General features: G+C 40.4%; 17 protein-coding genes. 9 read left to right on the forward strand and 8 right to left on the reverse strand.

Annotation, left to right across the window (positions count from 1 at the left end):
- The first annotated feature begins 10 nt into the window (after positions 1 to 10).
- From RMZ41_RS12135 to RMZ41_RS12155, 5 genes are all read left to right on the forward strand, one after another.
- Positions 11 to 3,031: a hybrid sensor histidine kinase/response regulator gene (locus tag RMZ41_RS12135; RefSeq protein WP_322642749.1), complete on the forward strand. Its 3,021-nt coding sequence runs from the start codon at positions 11 to 13 to the stop codon at positions 3,029 to 3,031.
- A gap of 185 nt (positions 3,032 to 3,216) precedes the next feature.
- The gene (locus RMZ41_RS12140) at positions 3,217 to 3,729 is read left to right on the forward strand and encodes a helix-turn-helix domain-containing protein (protein WP_322642750.1); all 513 of its coding nucleotides are present in this window, start codon (positions 3,217 to 3,219) and stop codon (positions 3,727 to 3,729) included.
- On the forward strand, positions 3,723 to 3,980 hold the full coding sequence (locus tag RMZ41_RS12145) for a hypothetical protein (protein WP_322642751.1): 258 nt from the start codon (positions 3,723 to 3,725) through the stop codon (positions 3,978 to 3,980). Before RMZ41_RS12140 ends, RMZ41_RS12145 begins: the two co-directional genes overlap by 7 nt.
- Positions 3,943 to 4,293 carry a transposase gene (locus tag RMZ41_RS12150; protein ID WP_409875190.1) on the forward strand — a complete coding sequence of 117 codons (351 nt, stop codon included), beginning with the start codon at positions 3,943 to 3,945 and terminating at the stop codon, positions 4,291 to 4,293. Before RMZ41_RS12145 ends, RMZ41_RS12150 begins: the two co-directional genes overlap by 38 nt.
- A gap of 94 nt (positions 4,294 to 4,387) precedes the next feature.
- Complete coding sequence (locus tag RMZ41_RS12155; RefSeq protein WP_322642752.1) at positions 4,388 to 4,984, forward strand: GNAT family N-acetyltransferase; 597 nt, start codon at positions 4,388 to 4,390, stop codon at positions 4,982 to 4,984.
- Positions 4,985 to 5,122: 138 nt separating this feature from the next.
- Here the strand turns inward: RMZ41_RS12155 and RMZ41_RS12160 are convergent, their stop codons facing one another.
- The gene (locus RMZ41_RS12160; RefSeq protein WP_322642753.1) at positions 5,123 to 5,353 is read right to left on the reverse strand and encodes a DUF433 domain-containing protein; all 231 of its coding nucleotides are present in this window, start codon (positions 5,351 to 5,353) and stop codon (positions 5,123 to 5,125) included.
- Positions 5,354 to 5,578: 225 nt separating this feature from the next.
- The gene (locus RMZ41_RS12165) at positions 5,579 to 5,863 is read right to left on the reverse strand and encodes a DUF427 domain-containing protein (RefSeq protein WP_322642754.1); all 285 of its coding nucleotides are present in this window, start codon (positions 5,861 to 5,863) and stop codon (positions 5,579 to 5,581) included.
- A 1,041-nt stretch (positions 5,864 to 6,904) separates the two neighbouring features.
- Between RMZ41_RS12165 and RMZ41_RS12170 the strand changes: the two genes are divergently transcribed.
- Positions 6,905 to 7,282, forward strand: coding sequence for a hypothetical protein (locus RMZ41_RS12170; protein ID WP_322642755.1), 378 nt, complete (start codon positions 6,905 to 6,907; stop codon positions 7,280 to 7,282).
- A gap of 393 nt (positions 7,283 to 7,675) precedes the next feature.
- Positions 7,676 to 7,999, forward strand: a complete 324-nt coding sequence (locus RMZ41_RS12175) for a thioredoxin family protein (RefSeq protein WP_185580382.1) — start codon at positions 7,676 to 7,678, stop codon at positions 7,997 to 7,999.
- Here the strand turns inward: RMZ41_RS12175 and RMZ41_RS12180 are convergent.
- Both RMZ41_RS12180 and RMZ41_RS12185 read right to left on the reverse strand, forming a co-directional pair.
- Positions 7,996 to 8,220 carry a hypothetical protein gene (locus RMZ41_RS12180; RefSeq protein ID WP_322642756.1) on the reverse strand — a complete coding sequence of 75 codons (225 nt, stop codon included), beginning with the start codon at positions 8,218 to 8,220 and terminating at the stop codon, positions 7,996 to 7,998. The two genes, RMZ41_RS12175 and RMZ41_RS12180, sit on opposite strands and share 4 nt — an antisense overlap.
- A gap of 148 nt (positions 8,221 to 8,368) precedes the next feature.
- The gene (locus RMZ41_RS12185) at positions 8,369 to 10,219 is read right to left on the reverse strand and encodes a S8 family peptidase (protein WP_322642757.1); all 1,851 of its coding nucleotides are present in this window, start codon (positions 10,217 to 10,219) and stop codon (positions 8,369 to 8,371) included.
- A 120-nt stretch (positions 10,220 to 10,339) separates the two neighbouring features.
- Here RMZ41_RS12185 and RMZ41_RS12190 point away from each other — a divergent pair, with 120 nt between their 5' ends.
- Positions 10,340 to 10,774: a hypothetical protein gene (locus tag RMZ41_RS12190; protein ID WP_322642758.1), complete on the forward strand. Its 435-nt coding sequence runs from the start codon at positions 10,340 to 10,342 to the stop codon at positions 10,772 to 10,774.
- A 155-nt stretch (positions 10,775 to 10,929) separates the two neighbouring features.
- On the opposite strand, the gene RMZ41_RS12195 is transcribed toward RMZ41_RS12190, so the two are convergent.
- From RMZ41_RS12195 to RMZ41_RS12205, 3 genes are all read right to left on the reverse strand, one after another.
- The gene (locus RMZ41_RS12195; RefSeq protein WP_322734339.1) at positions 10,930 to 13,452 is read right to left on the reverse strand and encodes a choice-of-anchor D domain-containing protein; all 2,523 of its coding nucleotides are present in this window, start codon (positions 13,450 to 13,452) and stop codon (positions 10,930 to 10,932) included.
- Positions 13,453 to 14,716: 1,264 nt separating this feature from the next.
- Complete coding sequence (locus RMZ41_RS12200) at positions 14,717 to 15,589, reverse strand: M56 family metallopeptidase (protein WP_322642838.1); 873 nt, start codon at positions 15,587 to 15,589, stop codon at positions 14,717 to 14,719.
- Positions 15,589 to 16,008: a BlaI/MecI/CopY family transcriptional regulator gene (locus RMZ41_RS12205; RefSeq protein ID WP_094329782.1), complete on the reverse strand. Its 420-nt coding sequence runs from the start codon at positions 16,006 to 16,008 to the stop codon at positions 15,589 to 15,591. Before RMZ41_RS12205 ends, RMZ41_RS12200 begins: the two co-directional genes overlap by 1 nt.
- A gap of 315 nt (positions 16,009 to 16,323) precedes the next feature.
- On the opposite strand from RMZ41_RS12205, the gene RMZ41_RS12210 reads away from it, so the two are divergent.
- On the forward strand, positions 16,324 to 17,058 hold the full coding sequence (locus RMZ41_RS12210) for a 2-phosphosulfolactate phosphatase family protein (RefSeq protein ID WP_322642760.1): 735 nt from the start codon (positions 16,324 to 16,326) through the stop codon (positions 17,056 to 17,058).
- Positions 17,059 to 17,187: 129 nt separating this feature from the next.
- On the opposite strand, the gene rfbD is transcribed toward RMZ41_RS12210, so the two are convergent.
- Positions 17,188 to 18,072 (reverse strand): dTDP-4-dehydrorhamnose reductase, encoded by an 885-nt coding sequence (gene rfbD, locus RMZ41_RS12215; RefSeq protein ID WP_322642761.1) that lies wholly within the window; start codon positions 18,070 to 18,072, stop codon positions 17,188 to 17,190.
- Between the last annotated feature and the right edge of the window lie 201 nt (positions 18,073 to 18,273).

Here is an 18,273-nt window from a genome sequence, read left to right on the forward strand (position 1 = left end):
GACAAAAACCATGTTACAAGACAAAGAATTAGAAATCCAGATGCAGTTTCTGGAAGAAGCAACTGATTACTTAAATACCTTAGAAGGGGTATTACTAGAAATCGACACGACTAACCGTATAGATTTAGAAAAAATAAATGCTGCACTCCGGGCCGCTCATTCTATTAAAGGTGGCGCGGGGATGATGGGATTCAAATCTTTAAGTCATTTATCTCACCGTCTGGAAGATTCTTTTAAAGTTTTAAAAACTAAAAAAAATTCTCTAGAAATTGACACCCAGTTGCAAAGTTTATTGCTATCTGGAGTTGATTGGCTGCGTCAGATTGTCGAATTACTTTCAGAAGGAAATGTGGTTGAAGATGCATGGTTAGCAACCTTTTGTTATCCAGTTTTTGATGAGTTGCACGATCGCTTAGGCGACCCCACTCCAGAGGATGCCTCATCTATGCTATCCCCAGAGGATGGGCAAGACGTTATCCCCTTGCTATTTGCTACAGAAGTAGAAGAGTGTTTGCAGCGTCTAGAATCTGTGTTGGCAGATAGCGAAAAGCCCGGTTTGCATGAAGAAATTGTCATCATGGCAGCTGAATTGGGCGGTTTAGGTGAAATGCTCCAATTAGGAGCTTTTAGCAAGCTTTGTGAGTCAGTAACACAGCAATTGGAAACAGCTAGCAGTTCGCGCATTCCCGAAATTGCCCAATTAGCATTGCAAGCATGGCGGCGATCGCAAGCTTTGGTGCTGACAAATCAATTAGATAACTTACCTACAGAACTTGATTTTGCTGGTTACACGCCATCTCAGCCACTATTACCACCAGCAGAAGTAATAGAGCTTCCTTCCGTGGATACAGAAGTAGTGCCGACACCTGTTTGGCAACCAGAAAATCCTAGCGAAAATTGGACTAATCATGAAGCGTTGGCGCAGCCCACCGCAGGTATCGCTGCTAATTTTACATTTGTAGATCCAGAATTTGCCGATGATGCTAATGCTATCAATGTCACTGAGCAAAATACAATATTCACTAGAGAAAATAATTCTCCCGATGCTAATAAATCTAATGAAGGCAAAGGAGAGTCAAATGGAGTTGTTAAAGACCGGGAAATTCATGAAAATAGCGTCCGAGTTCCCAGCAAACAACTAGAGCAAATTAATGATTTATTTGGTGAACTAATTGTTCAGCGAAATGGCTTAAACTCCCAACTAGAAAGATTACGCAAACTGGTTCGTAACCTGAACCAGCGAGTACAAGTTCTTGATCGGGAAAATCAGGATTTACGTATAGCTTATGACAAAATTTCTACTCAAGTGCGATCGCCAGCTGAAAATAGCGACCAAACACAAGGTGTAGACAGAGAATTTGATGCCTTAGAAATGGATCGCTATAACGATTTGAACCTGCGATCGCAGGAAGTTATGGAAACCATTGTTCAGGTGCAGGAAGTTACAACTGATGTGCAACTTAGTGTAGATGATACAGATCAAATTGCTCGTAAACTTAACAAAACATCCAAACAATTACAAACAAAGCTAAATCACATCAGGATGCGGCCGCTATCCGATTTGACCGAACGTTTTCCTAGAGCCTTGCGCGATTTAAATGTAGAGTATGGGAAAAATGTCCAGTTAAAAATTGAAGGTGGTAACACATTAATTGAACGCAGCATTTTAGAAACATTAAACGAACCTTTAATGCATCTATTAAGGAATGCTTTCGATCATGGTATCGAAGACTCTAACACTCGTCGCCTTTTGGGTAAACCAGAACAAGGATTAATTGAAATTACAGCTAGTCACCGCAGCAATCGCACCTTAATTACCATCCGAGATGATGGTTGGGGCATTTCTCTAGAGAAAATTCGCACCCGCGCTTTAGCTATGGGATTGGATGCTTCTTTACTGGCAAATGCTAGTGATGAAGAACTATTATCACTAATTTTTGAACCAGGTTTTACCACCTCCGAACAAGTTACAGCATTATCTGGTCGCGGTGTCGGCATGGATGTAGTTCGTAACAACCTCAAACTAATTCGAGGAGATGTGAAAGTTGATACTGAACCAGGAGTTGGGACTACCTTCACCCTATCATTACCATTTACACTTTCCGTTGCCCGAGTTCTGCTTGTAGAAATCAACAAAATGCTGTTGGCATTTCCTACGGATGTTATTTCAGAAATATCTTTACTCCAAGACGAGCGAGTTTTCCAAATGGCAGGTAGCGAAGTTTTAAATTGGCAAGGAAGTATGTTGCCACTGATTCGCCTAACTCGTTATTTAGAGTTTAATTGCCTGCGCTACGATACTTCAGAATTAGAGACTCCGGCGGCAATTAATGCTAACAGCGTCTTAGTAGTTAAAGGGAATAATCAGCCAGTAGCAATCCAAATAGACCGTTGCTGGGGTGAACAAGAAGTTGCGATTCGCCAAGTTGAGGGAAATATACCTTTACCAGAAGGCTTCAGCAACTGCACAATTCTTGGTGATGGTCGAGTAGTGCCGCTAGTTAATGTTAATGAATTGCTGTATTGGATTGCTACAAATCGGCAGACTTCTAAAGGTACTCAATTACCATCAGCAAGGTTAAAGACACCATTTTTAATATTTGATGAAAACAAAATATCAGCCGCATCTGTTAAACAGAAAGGTACAATTTTAATTGTAGATGACTCAATTAATGTTCGCCGCTTTTTAGCTTTGACACTTGAAAAGGGAGGCTATCAAGTAGAACAAGCTAAAGATGGTCAAGATGCTTTAGAAAAACTCCATAGTGGATTAAGAGTTGAAGCGGTAATTTGTGATATTGAAATGCCTCGCCTAGATGGTTATGGCTTTTTAGGTAAGATAAATTCAGATGTTGATACAAAAAATATTCCAGTTGCGATGTTGACTTCTCGTAGCAGCAATAAACATCGACAATTAGCTATGCAATTAGGAGCGCGGGCTTACTTTTCTAAACCTTATAATGAGCAAGAATTACTTCAGACACTTGAGGAGATAATTCGTAATGTAACAGAAAAAGGCGCGTCTAATTGAACATGAATTCGACGGTTATAAAAGGCAAAAAGCTTACTAAATAAACTCGATTGACATTTCCCAAAAGATTTGCTTACACTGCCTTGTGCCGTTTTTTAGTTCCGTCGAACTCATGTTATACCAATTTAAATGGAATACAGGGCAGATAAGGTAAACTGAGAATCGTTGTTTAGATACCTCTACCGATGGTTGGTGTCACCTCAATAGAAGTCAAAGAAAGTTTGGATGATTTGGTAGAAAGGTTGCGTCAAGCAGAAACAGCAACAGTAAAAGAACGCTTGCAAGTGCTGTACTGGCTCAAACAGGAGAATGCACCGACGATCAGTGCGATCGCTAAAGCCATCGGGAAACATCGCAACACAGTGCAAACCTGGTTATTGAAATACCGTAATGGCGGATTAGATGAGATGTTGGAACTCAAGCGATCGCTAGGAGGAGTAAGGGTGATTCCGCAATGGGCAGAAGCGGCGTTAGCAAAGAGATTAGAGGAGCCGCATCAAGGGTTTGAAAGCTATGGAGCAGTGCAGCAATGGTTAGCACAGACATTGGGAGTGGAAGCAGAATATCACACGGTGTATCAGATGACCCATAATCGGCTCAAGGCCAAGCTAAAGGTTCCCCGTCCTCAGCACAATAAGCAAAAGCCTCAACAGCGAGAATCCTTTAAAAAAAACTTGCAGATGACCTTGATTTGTTGAGTCAATTTGATCGGCAAGTTCGACAGCAAGAACGCCCAATTCGCTATTTTGTTGAAGATGAGAGTCGTTTTGGACTTCACACAATGCTCGGACGCTTGATTACGGTCTGCGGAGTCAAACCGATAGGGCAAGGGCAGTGGTTATTCAAAGCCTTTTGGCTTTATGGTGCGGTTGAACCTGCAACAGGAGAATCGTTTTTCTTGCAGTTTTCTCATGTTGAAACAAGCGTGTTATCAACAGTTCTTAAATGATTTTTCTCTAGTATATCCAGATAGTCTCAATATTCTTCAAGTTGATCAAGGACGCTTTCATACAAGTAAAAATCTGATTGTGCCTGAGAATGTCGTTTTGTTGTTTCAACCTCCTTACTGTCCAGAACTTAATCCAATTGAACGACTTTGGCAACCTCTTAAAACTGATCTTAAATGGGCTTCGTTTCAAACACTTGATCAACTGCAAGCCAAAGTCGATCAACTCTTGGCTGAGTTAACACCAGAAGTGATTATGTCCATTACTGGGTATTCCTTCATTCTTGATGCCCTATCTGCCCTAAACACCATTTAAATTGGTATTAAATCAAAATTTTGGGTGCTTACGCGATGATTTTGACATTAGTGATGGATTTAGGTTGGCATAATCAAAAGCAGAGACTAAATAAATGACTAGAGCTTCATCTTTGCCACCGGATTATACTATTCGCCAAGCCCGTAATATTGACATTCCAGCAATATATCAAATTATTCTAATGAGTTTGAGTAGCTTAAAAAGCTTAATTATTTTTGTTATATTTTTAATAATAAGTATTTTCTTATTCCTTTATACTATATGTCTTATTATCGGGAATTGTTCTATTAGTTTTCAGGATTTTTTGATATCTTTAGTAAGAATTCCACTAATAGTAAGCAGTTCAATATTAATAACTTCATCTTTACAACTTGCAAGTATTTTTAATAGAAAAGATAGCTCAATAGTTCTACTAATAGAACATAAGAATTGCTTAGTAGCTTATGCTATACAGTCTAAGAAAGGTAGTTATTCGTTGTTGAAATCTTTATATGTTAAACCGGATTATCGCCGCCTTGGGTTAGGGTCTTGTTTAGTGCAAAACCTTGCACGTAGAGGAGTTAGACCAATTTATGTGTTCCCTACGCCTGAATCACTCAGATTTTACGGACATCATGGTTTTACTTTAATCCAAGAACAAAATCTTCCAAACGAACTTCGCAGAAGTAGCAGATGTCTAGGTTTGATATAGTAATATCAAAACACAAAATGTCGCAAAGTCTTCTGGGAAACAATGCGGTTTTGTTAGATGACCAGTGGACAGACGAAATATTCTACCTCTGAAAAACCGCAACCCAATCAGGGGAAAAATTCATATCAATCAAAATTTTCATGCACTTTTTAGAGGAACTTCAATTTCTTCAACTCGCCATGCAGCATAGGCAAGCGCCTCATAAATATCAGCTTCTTCGAGGTAGGGATATGCTTTAAGAATATCGCTATTGCTGTGTCCAGATGCCATTAACCCAACAATAGTACCAACAGTGACAGACATTCCTCGGATGCAGGGTTTACCACCGATCACTTCTGGATTGCGGGTAATTCTGGTGAGATTTTGCATGGTTGTTACCTCGCTATGTGGAATTATGGAATTGAGAAATTAGAAATAACTGCGTCCATTTTTTCTATTATCTGACTTTTCCCCTTGAGCAGCAGTTAATAATAAATCAGCAAATATTTTAAGACTGTGGAGGTTGACACAAGCCAACCTCCACAAAGTTTAGTTTGATGATTGCTTAAGATACTGAATCAATTCCCTGGAAATAAATACTTCCAGGAACCTTTATTAAGCTTCTACTTTTACACCCTTCCAGAAAGCCACATAACCCTCAATATTCTTAGCCTTCTCCTTGGTGCTGGGATAGTACCAAGCAGCATCTTTGTTGATTTGTCCATCAACTTCAATACTGTAGTAGCTAGCGACACCTTTCCAAGGACAAGTAGTGTGGGTGTTACTGTCTGTGAAGTACTCCTTGTTAATGGAGTCAGCAGGGAAATAATGGTTGTTTTCCACAACTACGGTGCGATCGCTTTCGGCTAAAACTGCGCCATTCCAAATTGCTTTCGGCATAAGTAAGCTTGCAAATAAACTATACACTTAACATTTTGACACGATCGCCTTATTTTATCCCCCTGAACGCCTAACTTACATCAGAGTGCATCCGAACTCAAATGAGTACTCAGTAAGCTTTATAGAAAACTTTGCAATGCCAAATAATACTGGCATCACTTTTGTTTATCAAATTGAAAATTAAAAGTATTTGCTTCTATCATGAACATTTTCTAGCATATTGGTATGGAAACGTTAGTTAGTCAATAAAAGTTGAATTTCAGTTTGTAGCCGAAAGTAAAAAATATCTAGAAGATAAAAGCATCATTCAGTATATATGAGCGATCGCAGCTTTTATAAAATTTGGTAAACAATAGATTTTATATAGCGGGCGTTTATATTTTCTGATATTTAGATTGATTTAACTCAGAAGTTTGTGTATTTAAGAAATCAAGTTTTCAAATATTCTGAGTGTAAATTTTTGAATTTTATAACTCAGTTGACTCTATTAATAGAGAATACTGATTGATTGCATTTTTTTAGTTGAGGATAACTTTATGAAACTTAGAAAGTCGATTGATTTTGCACATATTATGAATTGGATTAATTCTCCGCCTAAAATCACTAGCGTTAATATAGCCAATAATAATAACAGTGGCACATCAAGGAACCTAACTGTCAACTCTGATACTTTATCTAGCTATTGCAGGAATGTAAATTCCCTCAAATCATTTGATACTGCTTTTATTGCATATCAGATGATGGGTCTGAATAATTTTGAATAATCTAAGTTAGCTCTGTATTTCTGAGTTGTAACTTAGTATTTCTGAGTTGTAACTTACAAGAAAGAGGGACGAGGAAACAGAAAACAGACTTTAACTGTGAGTTTAAAGCTTCGCTTTAAAAAAAGATGTTTTTAAGACGTACAGTACCTTTGAGAGAGAACAATAGCATTATTGTTTCAATCACGCATTTTTATATTATTGAGTTTAAAAATGCTAAAAATTTAGGATTTCATTCCTAGACAACACTAATTAACTTAGTTCAAATTAGTAGAAAATTATGAAAATTACAAACTTGATAAATTCTGTCCTTATCGTTGCTTGTGTTGCTTTCGCCCCTGTAATTGTTGATGCTCAAACAGTTAATAATAACAATAGTGGTGGACAAATCAACACAAATTCGTCCAATACCAGATATCTGCAACCTTTTAATGTTGCCTTTCTAGCTTATCAAGGTGCTTTCAAAGAGCAGGGTATTCCCAGTGCGGGTACTTTGCTATCTGAATTCCAAATAGGAAACCTGACTGCGAAAGATGTGGTTCAGGCTGCTATCAAGGCTAACAAGTTACCAGCAAAAGTTTTGAACGATCGCGGTTATGTCAATGCAGTCGATTCGCAATTGACATCAATGATCAATGGTTATGATATAGGTAGCTAAGTATACATTGTTTACAGATCGTAAATACGCGATAAAAAGCGATGTCCACGAAGGGCTGCACCTACGATCCCGCCTTTATAGCAAAATGAGCGATCGCAGCCTACAATTCTTTTTATGGTGGTGAGTACTACTGCAAAAACAACACCAGTTTTCCTCAAACATCTGGCGGAAGGTAACTGGACATTAGCTGCACCTATTAAAAAAATCTCCTAACTTTCGCTGTGCTTCTAAAGGCTGATACCTCTGAAAGTGGATCTCTGCTAGAAAATATTAGAGAAAAGGAGATTAAATCAGGGGTTTCAGTCTGAACTTGACACTAATGGCCAGCTATATGATAGTATTTCATGGCATTATGTTAAAAAACTTTGCCTAAAATCAAAGAGTTACCAACCCATGAGTTTAGCTGTAATTAAGTTCTCTTCAGAAGAGTGCGGCATCTGCCACAAAATGTCCTTTTATGACAAAAAAGTGGCTGAAGAACTGGGTTTAGAATTTATTGATGTGAAAATGCAGGATACGACTGCTTATCGCAAGTATCGCAAGATTTTATTGACTCAGTATCCTGACAAATCAGAAATGGGATGGCCTACTTACATCATCTGCAATTCTCCAGAAGGAGAATTTCAGATTGTGGGTGAAGTAAAAGGGGGTCATCCCAAAGGGGAATTTAGAAGCCGTCTTCAAGAGGTTCTAGATTCCACAGCTAATCAGAACTAAACTACCTCAAAAGATTTGACCTCTAGGACAGGGCCAATCATGGCAATAGTCATGATATCTTCACGCACCTGTCCTTTAACTTTTGCTTTTTGTCCAGCTTTGAGTAAGCCTTTGTCAGCCCCTTTAAGGATTTCGTAAGTAACGCCCTCTTCTGTGACTAACGCCCATGCGCCTGTGCCAATATCACGACGTTCGATTGTACCTGTAAGTGTAATGCTCATAAAAGTGCTAAGTGCTGAGTAGGGAGACGCGATGAATCGCGTCTGTACAAAAGGTGGGAGAGACGCGATTAATCGTGTCTGTACAGGAATTATTAATCATAATTCTTCACGATGCCCAATTCCCAATTCCCAATTCCCCATTTCCAATTTATGCTATTTTTTCCTCATTTTTCAATGCTAAACGAACAAGTCCATAACAGATTAGAGCATTGGTGATGAGAAATAGGCGTGCTAAGTTGCCACTTCCCAAACCCCAAACGGCTGGATCTAAAAACGCGCTTACTGTCAAGCACGCTGCTACACCCAATGTTGAACCAAGAGCAAACCATTTCCAAATAGGATGTCCCAGCAGCAATGCCATTAACACAATGGGAATTAGTACGCTAGCAAATAGGGGATTCAACGCATCGGTTCCTTGGAGGGTATTACCTAGTTCGGGAATTGAACTACCTAAAACCCGGAAAGGCCATTGGGGAAGATCAAAAATATAGATTCCCTTGAGGAAGAATAACCCAGAACTGCCAGCAATTAGTCCACTAGATAAAGACCAACTCCAAGTAAAAGGAAAGTAAACCCGTAAAAACCAAGCCAGCAAATAGGAACCAACCACCATTAAAATCTTTGGTAACAGTGCCACTGCACCACCATCAATCCAAAAGCCGGGGTTAAGATAGCCGCTATCTCGTAACCAACGAAAGAAATCTGGAAAACTGATTTGCCCCCCAAAGGCTAGTCTGACTGCTGCTTCTGCATTCAGTTGTCCAGCACCATAATAGTTCAAACCATCATCCTGGATAACTCGCGCTGATTGCTTGAGGACTTTTAAAACTTCATCTGGTTCTTTGATACCAGCAGCTTTGATTAATGCCGCAACACCAGCAACATGGGGAGAAGCCATGCTTGTACCCTGGAAACCCAGAAATACTCCTTCGCCCTTTTCATCGATAGTTTCTTGGAGAATCTTACCAGCTTCACTACCACCAGGAGCAGAGATATCTACCCCAGCACCAAAGTTAGAGTAGGGCGCTCTTTCGCCATCTGGGCCAGTTGCCGAAACACCGATTACGTAAGGATAGCGGGCTGGATAGCTTACCCCATTAGTATTTTCATTCCCAGCTGCGGCAATAATAACTACACCTTTTCTATGGGCATACTCGATGGCTTCTTTCATCAACTTGCTTTCACCAGTACCACCTAAGCTCATGTTAATTACATCTGCGCCTTTATCAGCAGCAAATTTAATCGCTTCGGCAATATCGGCAACTGTACCGCCCCCATAAGAACTGAGTACCTTTAACGGCATCAGACTGGCTTCATAGGCAATTCCAGCTACGCCATATTTGTTATTTGTGGCTTGGGCAATAGTTCCGGCAACGTGAGTACCGTGGCCATTATCGTCTGTGGCTTCTTCTCGGTCGTTAACAAAATCATAGCCTTTGACGAATTTTGTCTCATATAAGTCCCGCACCTTAGTAATCCCGGTGTCAATTACCGCGACTGTGATGCCACTACCTTTAGTTTGACTCCATGCGCCTTCAATACCGATTTTGTGCAAGTTCCACTGCTTGCTGTAATATTGATCGTTGGGGCCAGTTAATGAAGGGTTTGCTTCATCTTCTTCTTGGGGTCTCAAAAATTCTCCGAGCCTTGCAGTTTTGCCTGGTTGTGGAATCTTACTGTAGATATAATTTGGTTCAATGAATTCTGTAGCTTTGGCAAATTGAGATTTTTTCAGTTCTTGGAGTCGCTGGCGATCGCCTTTGACAATATACACATTATCTTTTTTTGAAAACTTGTTGTCTAATTGGGGTGTAACGTTATATTGTTTGGCGATCGCTTGCAGATTCTCCTCCACCACAAGGGATGGAATATCTTCCCGAAAATCAAGCAAAATCGTCTCAAACTCTCCTTTAGCTGCCAGTCCCTGGAAATTTAGGAAACCAAATATGGCAGATCCCAGCCCAATGACAAACAAGCACAATAATATAAGTTTTCTCATATTAACTCATCACCGCTTTTTGCCAGTTTGCTCACTACCATAACTTATCTGCATCCCTTGTTGGTGGATTATTGCACTTTTAGTTACAAGTTTCACTCACGACTCAGGATTTTTTAAACAATGGAACGTGGTCTTTTGTGGTTGCCCCTCTTAGTAATGTTTTTCTGGTTGGCTTGGCAAGGCTCAAAGGAGTATCAGAAAGTTGAAGCCTATCGCGCTTGGGCAGAGCAATTTGAAAGGGCTAAGTACGATATTTATTCAGTGTTAGGTCAAAAAAGCAACAATATAACTTGGGGAAAACCCACGCCTAAAGGGCCTATTAAACTAGAAACATTCTCTTTGCTTGATGTTAAGCAAATTCATCTTTTAGTAGATGATAAATCAGTAGATATGGAAAGTATACCTGATAAAGGTCGTTCTATAGAATTAGAATTTCTATTTTCAGAATCTACTAACTCAGTACGTGTTCCATTTACAGAAATCCCTTTGGCGGCGCAATGGGGCAAGTTTTTGCAGGAAGTATTACAAGACTTGCACTCAGAACCACAGCAGTAGTTATATTAAAGCGACAAATTCCATTGCTATTAAATTGCAAAATTATAGGGGCACAAATATATTGCACCCCTATATGTACGATCTATTTAATTGAAAACTGCCTTTAAAATCGATTCATTTTTAGATTACACTTTGACTCAGTTAACTTGACGCAACTATGCTTGAATGATGAAGTCTGAGGCAGTAAGACTGGGCGTACCAGTAAGTTGTGCAAATTGACCACCAGTGCCGAAACCAGCAGCACTACCATTTTGATTGTATAGTAACTGCCCAGTTATCTGGTCATAGACAATCACAGCATTACTAGCTGCCCCTAAACTGGTGCTTTCAAAATCACTAGCCTTACCAAAACTATTTCCCACAATGGAAGTAATGGCATTAAAGGTAGCCTTACTTAAAACAATCTTGTCACCTTGAGAGCGATTGAAGTCAGCAATGGTATCAATACCCACACCATCGCTCGAAAAAGCAGCATTGCTGTTGAAGCTGAAAGCATCAGCACCCAAACCACCTATGAGAAGATCGTTGCCTTCTCCACCCATAAGAGTATCATTGCCAGTATTACCTCGCAGTAGGTCGTCACCACTCTTACCATTGATAGTGTCATTACCTCCTTGTCCATTAATCACATCGTTGGAGTAGTCAAAACCAACAATGTTATTGTTCAAGTCATTCAGGAAGGTGACACTGTTTGCGGTGAAAATGCTAGTTTGAGTAGAGTTAGCATTAATTACATCAAAACTGTCAGTAAGACTGGTTTGCCCGTCAAATATGATATTACCGATAGCGGATCTTGTTGTTGATGCGCCTACGTTTTCCAGGTTTTCTAACTGAAAGTTTTGTAGAGTGACTTGGGTATTAGCCACATTTTCAAAGGTGACTTCTAAATTGTTGCCATTCTGAGTTAATTGCAGATTCCTCGCAGTCAAGCCAGCCCCAATAAATTGCAAGGTGTCTACTTTGGCAATTACCTCTTCCGTTGGGTTTGCGTTAGTACCCACACCACCAAAGTCTGTGATGATGTCATTGCCATTGTTTAGCTTAGTAACAAAGGTGTCCTTACCAGATGTGCCATTGAGAACTTGAGTTTTGGTTTGAACTGTACCACTAATCGCAAAGTCAAAGGGGCTTTCGTTACTATCGTTGTTGCCTAAAATCAGAGTGCCACTATAAGTTCCAGGTGTAGTGGTATTGAGTCCCACCGTGATGGTGGTAGAAGCATTTGCAGCCACACTCGTCGGAAGAGTACCGACCAAACTAAATCCGTCGGGAAGCTTCAGACTAGTGAGGTTAAGTGCAGATGTACCAGTGTTCTTGATAGTAAAAGCTTTGGTCAAAGTGCTACCAGCAACGACATTGCCAAAGTTAATGGCGGTAGTGCTGCCATCTGCAATATCAACTGTGCCATTGAGAACTTGAATTTCGGGAGCGCTAATGGTGATGCGAGGGGCTTCGTGGGCACCAATATCAATAAGTGCAGTGCCATTGCCATCGCCATCCTGGGGAGTATTTGTATTGCTACTATTGAAAAGATTGGAACCTGCATCGATTGCAGCACTTCCAGTTTTAAGTGCAAAATTTCCTTTGGCGGCATCAACAAATTGGGGATCTTTACCCAAGATATTCTGTAATGTGGCTTTTAGATTATCTGAGGCTTGGAATTGAGAGGAGTTATAAACAAGGTTGCGATCGTAAGTTATATTTTTAGCATCGTATATAACGTTGGCCTTTTGATTGTCCCTCGCATACATAATGTTGTTGTAAACACGTACATTTTCTGAGAAAGTTGTAGAAATCTCTCCTGAAGTTGTAAGAACACGACCATTCTGATAAGTTGTGTTGTTGACAACATCTACATTTTTCGCTGTGAAAACATTGATACCAGAGCCACCATTTTTGTAGACGGTGTTATTGATAATTAAGCTCTTACCGCTATAAGGCGTACTATTATTAGTCTTAATAGTAGTGTCAAGCATAAGCCCGTGACCTTCAGTGATTTTGCCAGCTTCATACCACGGAACTAGACTTTGATTATCGTAAACAATATTGTCTCGAAAAATCATTCTGTAGTCAGTAGTATTATTATCGTAATTAAAACTACGGAGAGCGCTGATTCCTTGACAACCCCAAGGCGAATACCAAGCATTTCCAGACACAGTATTTTTCTCAACGGTAATGTAGTCTGTATTCATCAATACGATTCCTCCACCTGAGAAATTACTGACTTTATTGCCAGAGATAACAATATGATGGGAGTTAGTACCGCCAGCACCTTTATCATCTTTCCAAGCTTTGACATCAATTCCACTAGCATTAGTTAAAGAGTTATTGAGGTTGTCTTTTTGTTGTAATGCATAGTCTAAACTTATATTTTCCCGATTGCCTTCTATATCAAGTCCCTCAATTCGTACATAAGATGAACTAAATACAAGAATGCCACTTCCCGTTGTTTTGATTTTGGGTGTATGCCCTGGGTACGCTTTTATTGTTGTCCAGTTGTCTGGTGAGCCATTTTTGTTAAAAAGCATCGCTCCTTTGTCATAATCCCCATTCATGACGTAAAGCGTGTCGCCTGTTTTCATCTCATATACAGCTCTGCCCAAAGTGCGAAATGCAGCGCCTTCTTTCAAGCCGTTATTGTTATCACTGCCTGTTCCAGAAACGTAATATGTAGTCATCTGTTTACTCCGAATGTGTGTAAGGGAAATTGGAAGTACACCTCAGCAACCTAGAAAGTTCCTGAGTAGTTATTGGAATGGATAATCTGCCAGAAATTTTCAGACAGTGAAAGTTGTCCAATTACGACTTGAAATCGCATCGGTTGTAGAAACGCTGTTGTCAAACTGAAAACTTTTTCTCCTGTCAACCGTTGATGGTTAAATCAGGGATATCGATACAGTCAGTATTTTTTATTGAGGGTGCTTGGACGATTAATATCTTGATGTGCAGTGCAAAGCCGGAGACATTTATTGTCTTCTGTGGGCTTTTTGTCAGACATCCTGTAATGGAGTCGAACTAAACCGTATTGTTATCTGTAGTAGCAGCTTCGCTGATCTTTGTGAGCCAGCTATATATTGATAGGATGCTCATAAATTGGCATAGTAATTCCTCTGAACTTTGCCCGTTGTTTAGGTCAGGAAGTTGCCAAGTCTGCATGGTAAAATGCACCTCCGAACTGATAACTGAGGACTTAAAGTTACAGTGGTGAAAGTTAAATTGGTTGAAACTTTAGTAGGTTTACCCTTTAACTTAAGGGAACTAATGTAACAACTTAGTCGAACCTGTTGTAAACGGTGTAACTGAACCTTGTTAACTTAATTAAAAATAACCTTTACAAATAGCACTTGATATCGGTGAATGCTCGGAACATTGTAAGTTTTTTTACAACAAAAACTAAAAAATATGGAGATACCTTGGTAAAATCCTGTTAATTTTCGGAGTGATATGACAATGAAGAGCGCTTTGTGCAAGGTTTTGATGAAGTTTATCTAAATATTCGACGAGCTATGCCTACATCAAGCAATGACCATCTCGCTAACCAGGAGGTTGTCATAAATTGATTTGTTGCGCTCAGGGCACGAAGGAAGAGGGTTTTAGCCCATTAGTAAGAGATTAAGGAATATCTATAGTAGGAGTCTGATGTCATTTTTTTATTAATTATTTTTTTATATTAAATAGCTCCGCACTGTAAGGACAATTCATGAATTATCCTTACAAAGGTAGTATTTTTTTATACCATAAATCTTTTGATTTTCTGTCAAAGCGTAAGTTTTATTCTCTATAAAGATGCACTTGATTTTTATTAAACGAACCACAAAGGACGTATAGACAAGGAGCGGCTACTCTACGAATTCTCCAACTGAGTACCTGTAGGGCGTAAAGGAAGAAATTAAGTTAATAATTATTCTGTGCAACTTTATAGAGAACTGGTATAAATCCAATTTAACTATGAAATACTACAGTCACTAAAGGTAGGAAAGCTAACATAAATCCATGCCAGGAATGCAATTGATCTGCTGGCGTTGGTTCTGGTGGTGCTAATAAAGCTTCTATTCGTTGTTCTAAACGTAGGCGTAGCCCGCCGTAGGCATCGCCTACTCCAGACGAACCCAATGCAGCACAGCAAATTTCCGATAATTCCGATAATACTGGGCTGGTACTAACCACTAATAAAAGTGATTCTGCTAACACTAAAGGATCTACCTGCAAGGCTGCATAACCATCAGCACGGAGTTCGCGCAAAGCTAACAGTTCTTCCCATAAAAGCTCTGTGTTTGGCAACCAAGCGGTGCAGGAACGTACCCAACCCAGCCAAAAAAACCAGAACGTATCCCTATAATGATGATGCCCTTGCTCATGGGCTAAGACGCTTTCTAAATGATTTGGTGAGAGAGTTTGCAGTAATCCCTGGCTAATCACTAATTCAGGTTGCCAAAAACCAATTTGACCTGCAAACAACGCGCCCGTTCGCAGTAACCTAGCTCGTTTATCCCCCAAATTTACCAGAGGACAGTTGCGAGCAGATTCTACAGACTGCCAACCCTGAAAGGCAAGTTTAATGCATGAAATGGCAAAAAATGCTAAATAAACTAATGCTAGTAAATAGCTGACTGAGCCTGTATACATCCCGCTCATTTGTCCTTGAGGCCCCATGAATAGCAGAGCGATCGCAGTCATAAAAATCAGCAAGGGCGGGAAAAGGAACAAAAATAGCGATCGCTGCCACCGCATATTCCAATTGCCTTGGGGTTGATTCCAAGAGGATCTTAACCACCAGGAAACTACCAAAGTAATTAAAATCATCATCAGATGCATCATTTTTCCTCCCTGGCTTGGCGTGCAGATTGAATGCGTTTGGCGATCGCTGCTATTTGTTCACTAGCTGCTTCATCTAAGCTATCAGCAAAGGCAGCAACAACATCGGGGTTCCCCACCGCTAAAAATCGCTGTAACTGCTCGTGAGCTTTGATGACATCTGATTGCTGCTTACTCAGCATTGGCCGCCAATAGAATGCCCGCTCTTTCTTATCGCAGGCTAACCAACCTTTATCAGTGAGACGACGTAAAACAGTAGTGACAGAAGTATAGGCTAATTCGCGGTTCGGATCGGTCAGAATGCGATCGTGTACATCCTTGACTGTGGCTGAACCAAGTTCCCAGATAATATTTAAAATTTCCGCTTCCAACGGGCCTAAAGATAGTTGTTTAGGGCGGTAATCGGGTAAGGGTGCCATAGCGATTTTTGAAGGGAATGGGGAATGGGGAATGGGGCAGGGAGCAGGGAGATTAGTTTTCCCCTCTGCCTCTTTTCAATTCCCAATGCCCAATGCCCCATTCCCTTTATTGTTTTACATTACAGGATAATGCAGCAAGTCTAAAAATCTATAAGCATAAAAATGTATTTTTTAAGTATTTATGTATTGAATGAGTCAGATAATGCATTCTAATGTTAAAAAATTCTTTGTGAGTAATTGTAACTATAGTTGGTGACATCAACTAGGTAGAATGTTATTTTGCGGCAGTAGTATTAAAGCAGGTGTATCCAGCGCGTGAAGCTATTCGTATATCACACTCCTGAATTGACTCCAACGGGTAAAGCGCCAGAATGTGCGATCGCAGTCGATGTACTGCGAGCCACAAGCACAATAGCGACCGTTTTGGCAGCTGGAGGCGAAGCTGTACAAGTATTCAGCGATTTAGACCAGTTAATTGAAGTTAGCGAAAAATGGCCCTCAGAAAAACGGCTACGGGCTGGAGAACGCGGCGGTGCAAAAGTACCTGGCTTTGAGTTGGGAAACTCTCCCCTCGACTGCACACCAGAATTAGTGCATGGGCGGCGTTTGTTTATCAGTACCACAAACGGCACTCGTGCATTACAACGGGTACAAGACTCGCCAAATCTATTAGCAGCAGCCTTGATCAACCGGGCGGCGGTAGTGCAATTTCTTCTAGAAAAGAAACCAGAGACAGTGTGGATTGTCGGTTCCGGTTGGGAAGGTAGTTTTTCTTTAGAGGATACAGTTTGTGCAGGTGCGATCGCTCATAGTCTTTTACAACAAACACAGTTGTCACCAGAAGAATTAGCTGGTAATGATGAAGTAGCTGGTGCGATCGCTCTTTATTCTCAGTGGCAAGATAACTTATTAGGATTATTCCACCAAGCTAGTCACGGCCAACGATTGTTGCGTCTTGACTGCCAAGAAGATTTAAAATATTGTTCTCAAACAGATATTTTAGATGTCTTACCCATACAACATGAGAAGGGAGTTTTAAAAAGGGGATAGGGATTGGGGATTGGGGATTGGGGACTGGGGACTGGGGAAGAAGCAAGGGAGCAGGGGGCAGGGGAAGAAGAACTATTAGATTATTACTCCATTCTCAATTCCCAATTCCCAATTCCCAATTCCCAATTCTCAATTCCCAATTCCCAATTCCGTGAGCATTTGGCGGAGTCTTTGTTGCCAATGAGGGGGATAAGTCCCTAGAATTGCAGTAATTTTCTTACAAGCAAGCACAGAATAGGCTGGGCGACTGGCTGGTGTGGGATATTCGGCGGTTGTAATGGGGACAACACGTTCAACTTTTAAAGGGAAACCTAGCTGCTGGGCTTCTTCAAAAATGGCAACAGCAAAGTCATACCAGCTAGCAACACCGCTATTAGTATAGTGATAAGTGCCGCTAATTTCTGGGGTTAACTGGGGAATCATCTGGGCTATAACTGCGGCTATATCTTGTGCCCAAGTCGGGCTACCAATTTGATCGGCGACAACACGAACTTCTTGACGTTCTGCACCTAGCCGCAACATGGTTTTGACAAAATTACTTTTGCCAAAGGTTCCATAAACCCAAGCAGTCCGAAGGATGAGGTGATGGCCGCAAGTTTCCCGAATTGCTTCTTCTCCAGCAAGCTTGGTTTTACCATAGACACTCAAGGGATTAGTTGCATCGGTTTCTTGGTAAGGGCGATACCCATTGCCATCAAAAACGTAATCGGTTGAAATATGAATTAGAAAAGCCCCTAATTTTTGGCTTTCTTGAGCAATAATTAGGGGTGCAGTAGTATTAATTGCGGTAGCAAGTTCGAGTTCGCTTTCTGCTTTGTCCACAGCAGTATAAGCAGCAGCGTTAATAATGATTTGCGGCCGCTTTGATCTGATAAAGTTGCAGAGAGTATCGGGTTGGGCAAGGTCTACTGTTGGGCGTGCTACTGAGATAATATCTCCATAAGATGGAAGTATTTGTTGCAGTTCCTTACCAACTTGACCGTTGCTACCAATCAGCAAAATTAATTTTGTCATTTGTCGTTTGTCATTTGTCATTTGTCAAAGAGAAGCCACGTCCACTCTTTAACTTGGTTTGAATTAATTCGATGAAAGACAAAGTTTTTCTGCACACGATAAAAGTAAGTTTAGGCTATAGCAAGAGGCTGGGTATCTGACAAAATCCAATGCCCAATGACCAATGACCAATGACCAATGACCAATGACCAATGCCCAATG

The organism is Nostoc sp. DedVER02 (assembly GCF_034530675.2).
GTDB lineage: Bacteria > Cyanobacteriota > Cyanobacteriia > Cyanobacteriales > Nostocaceae > Nostoc.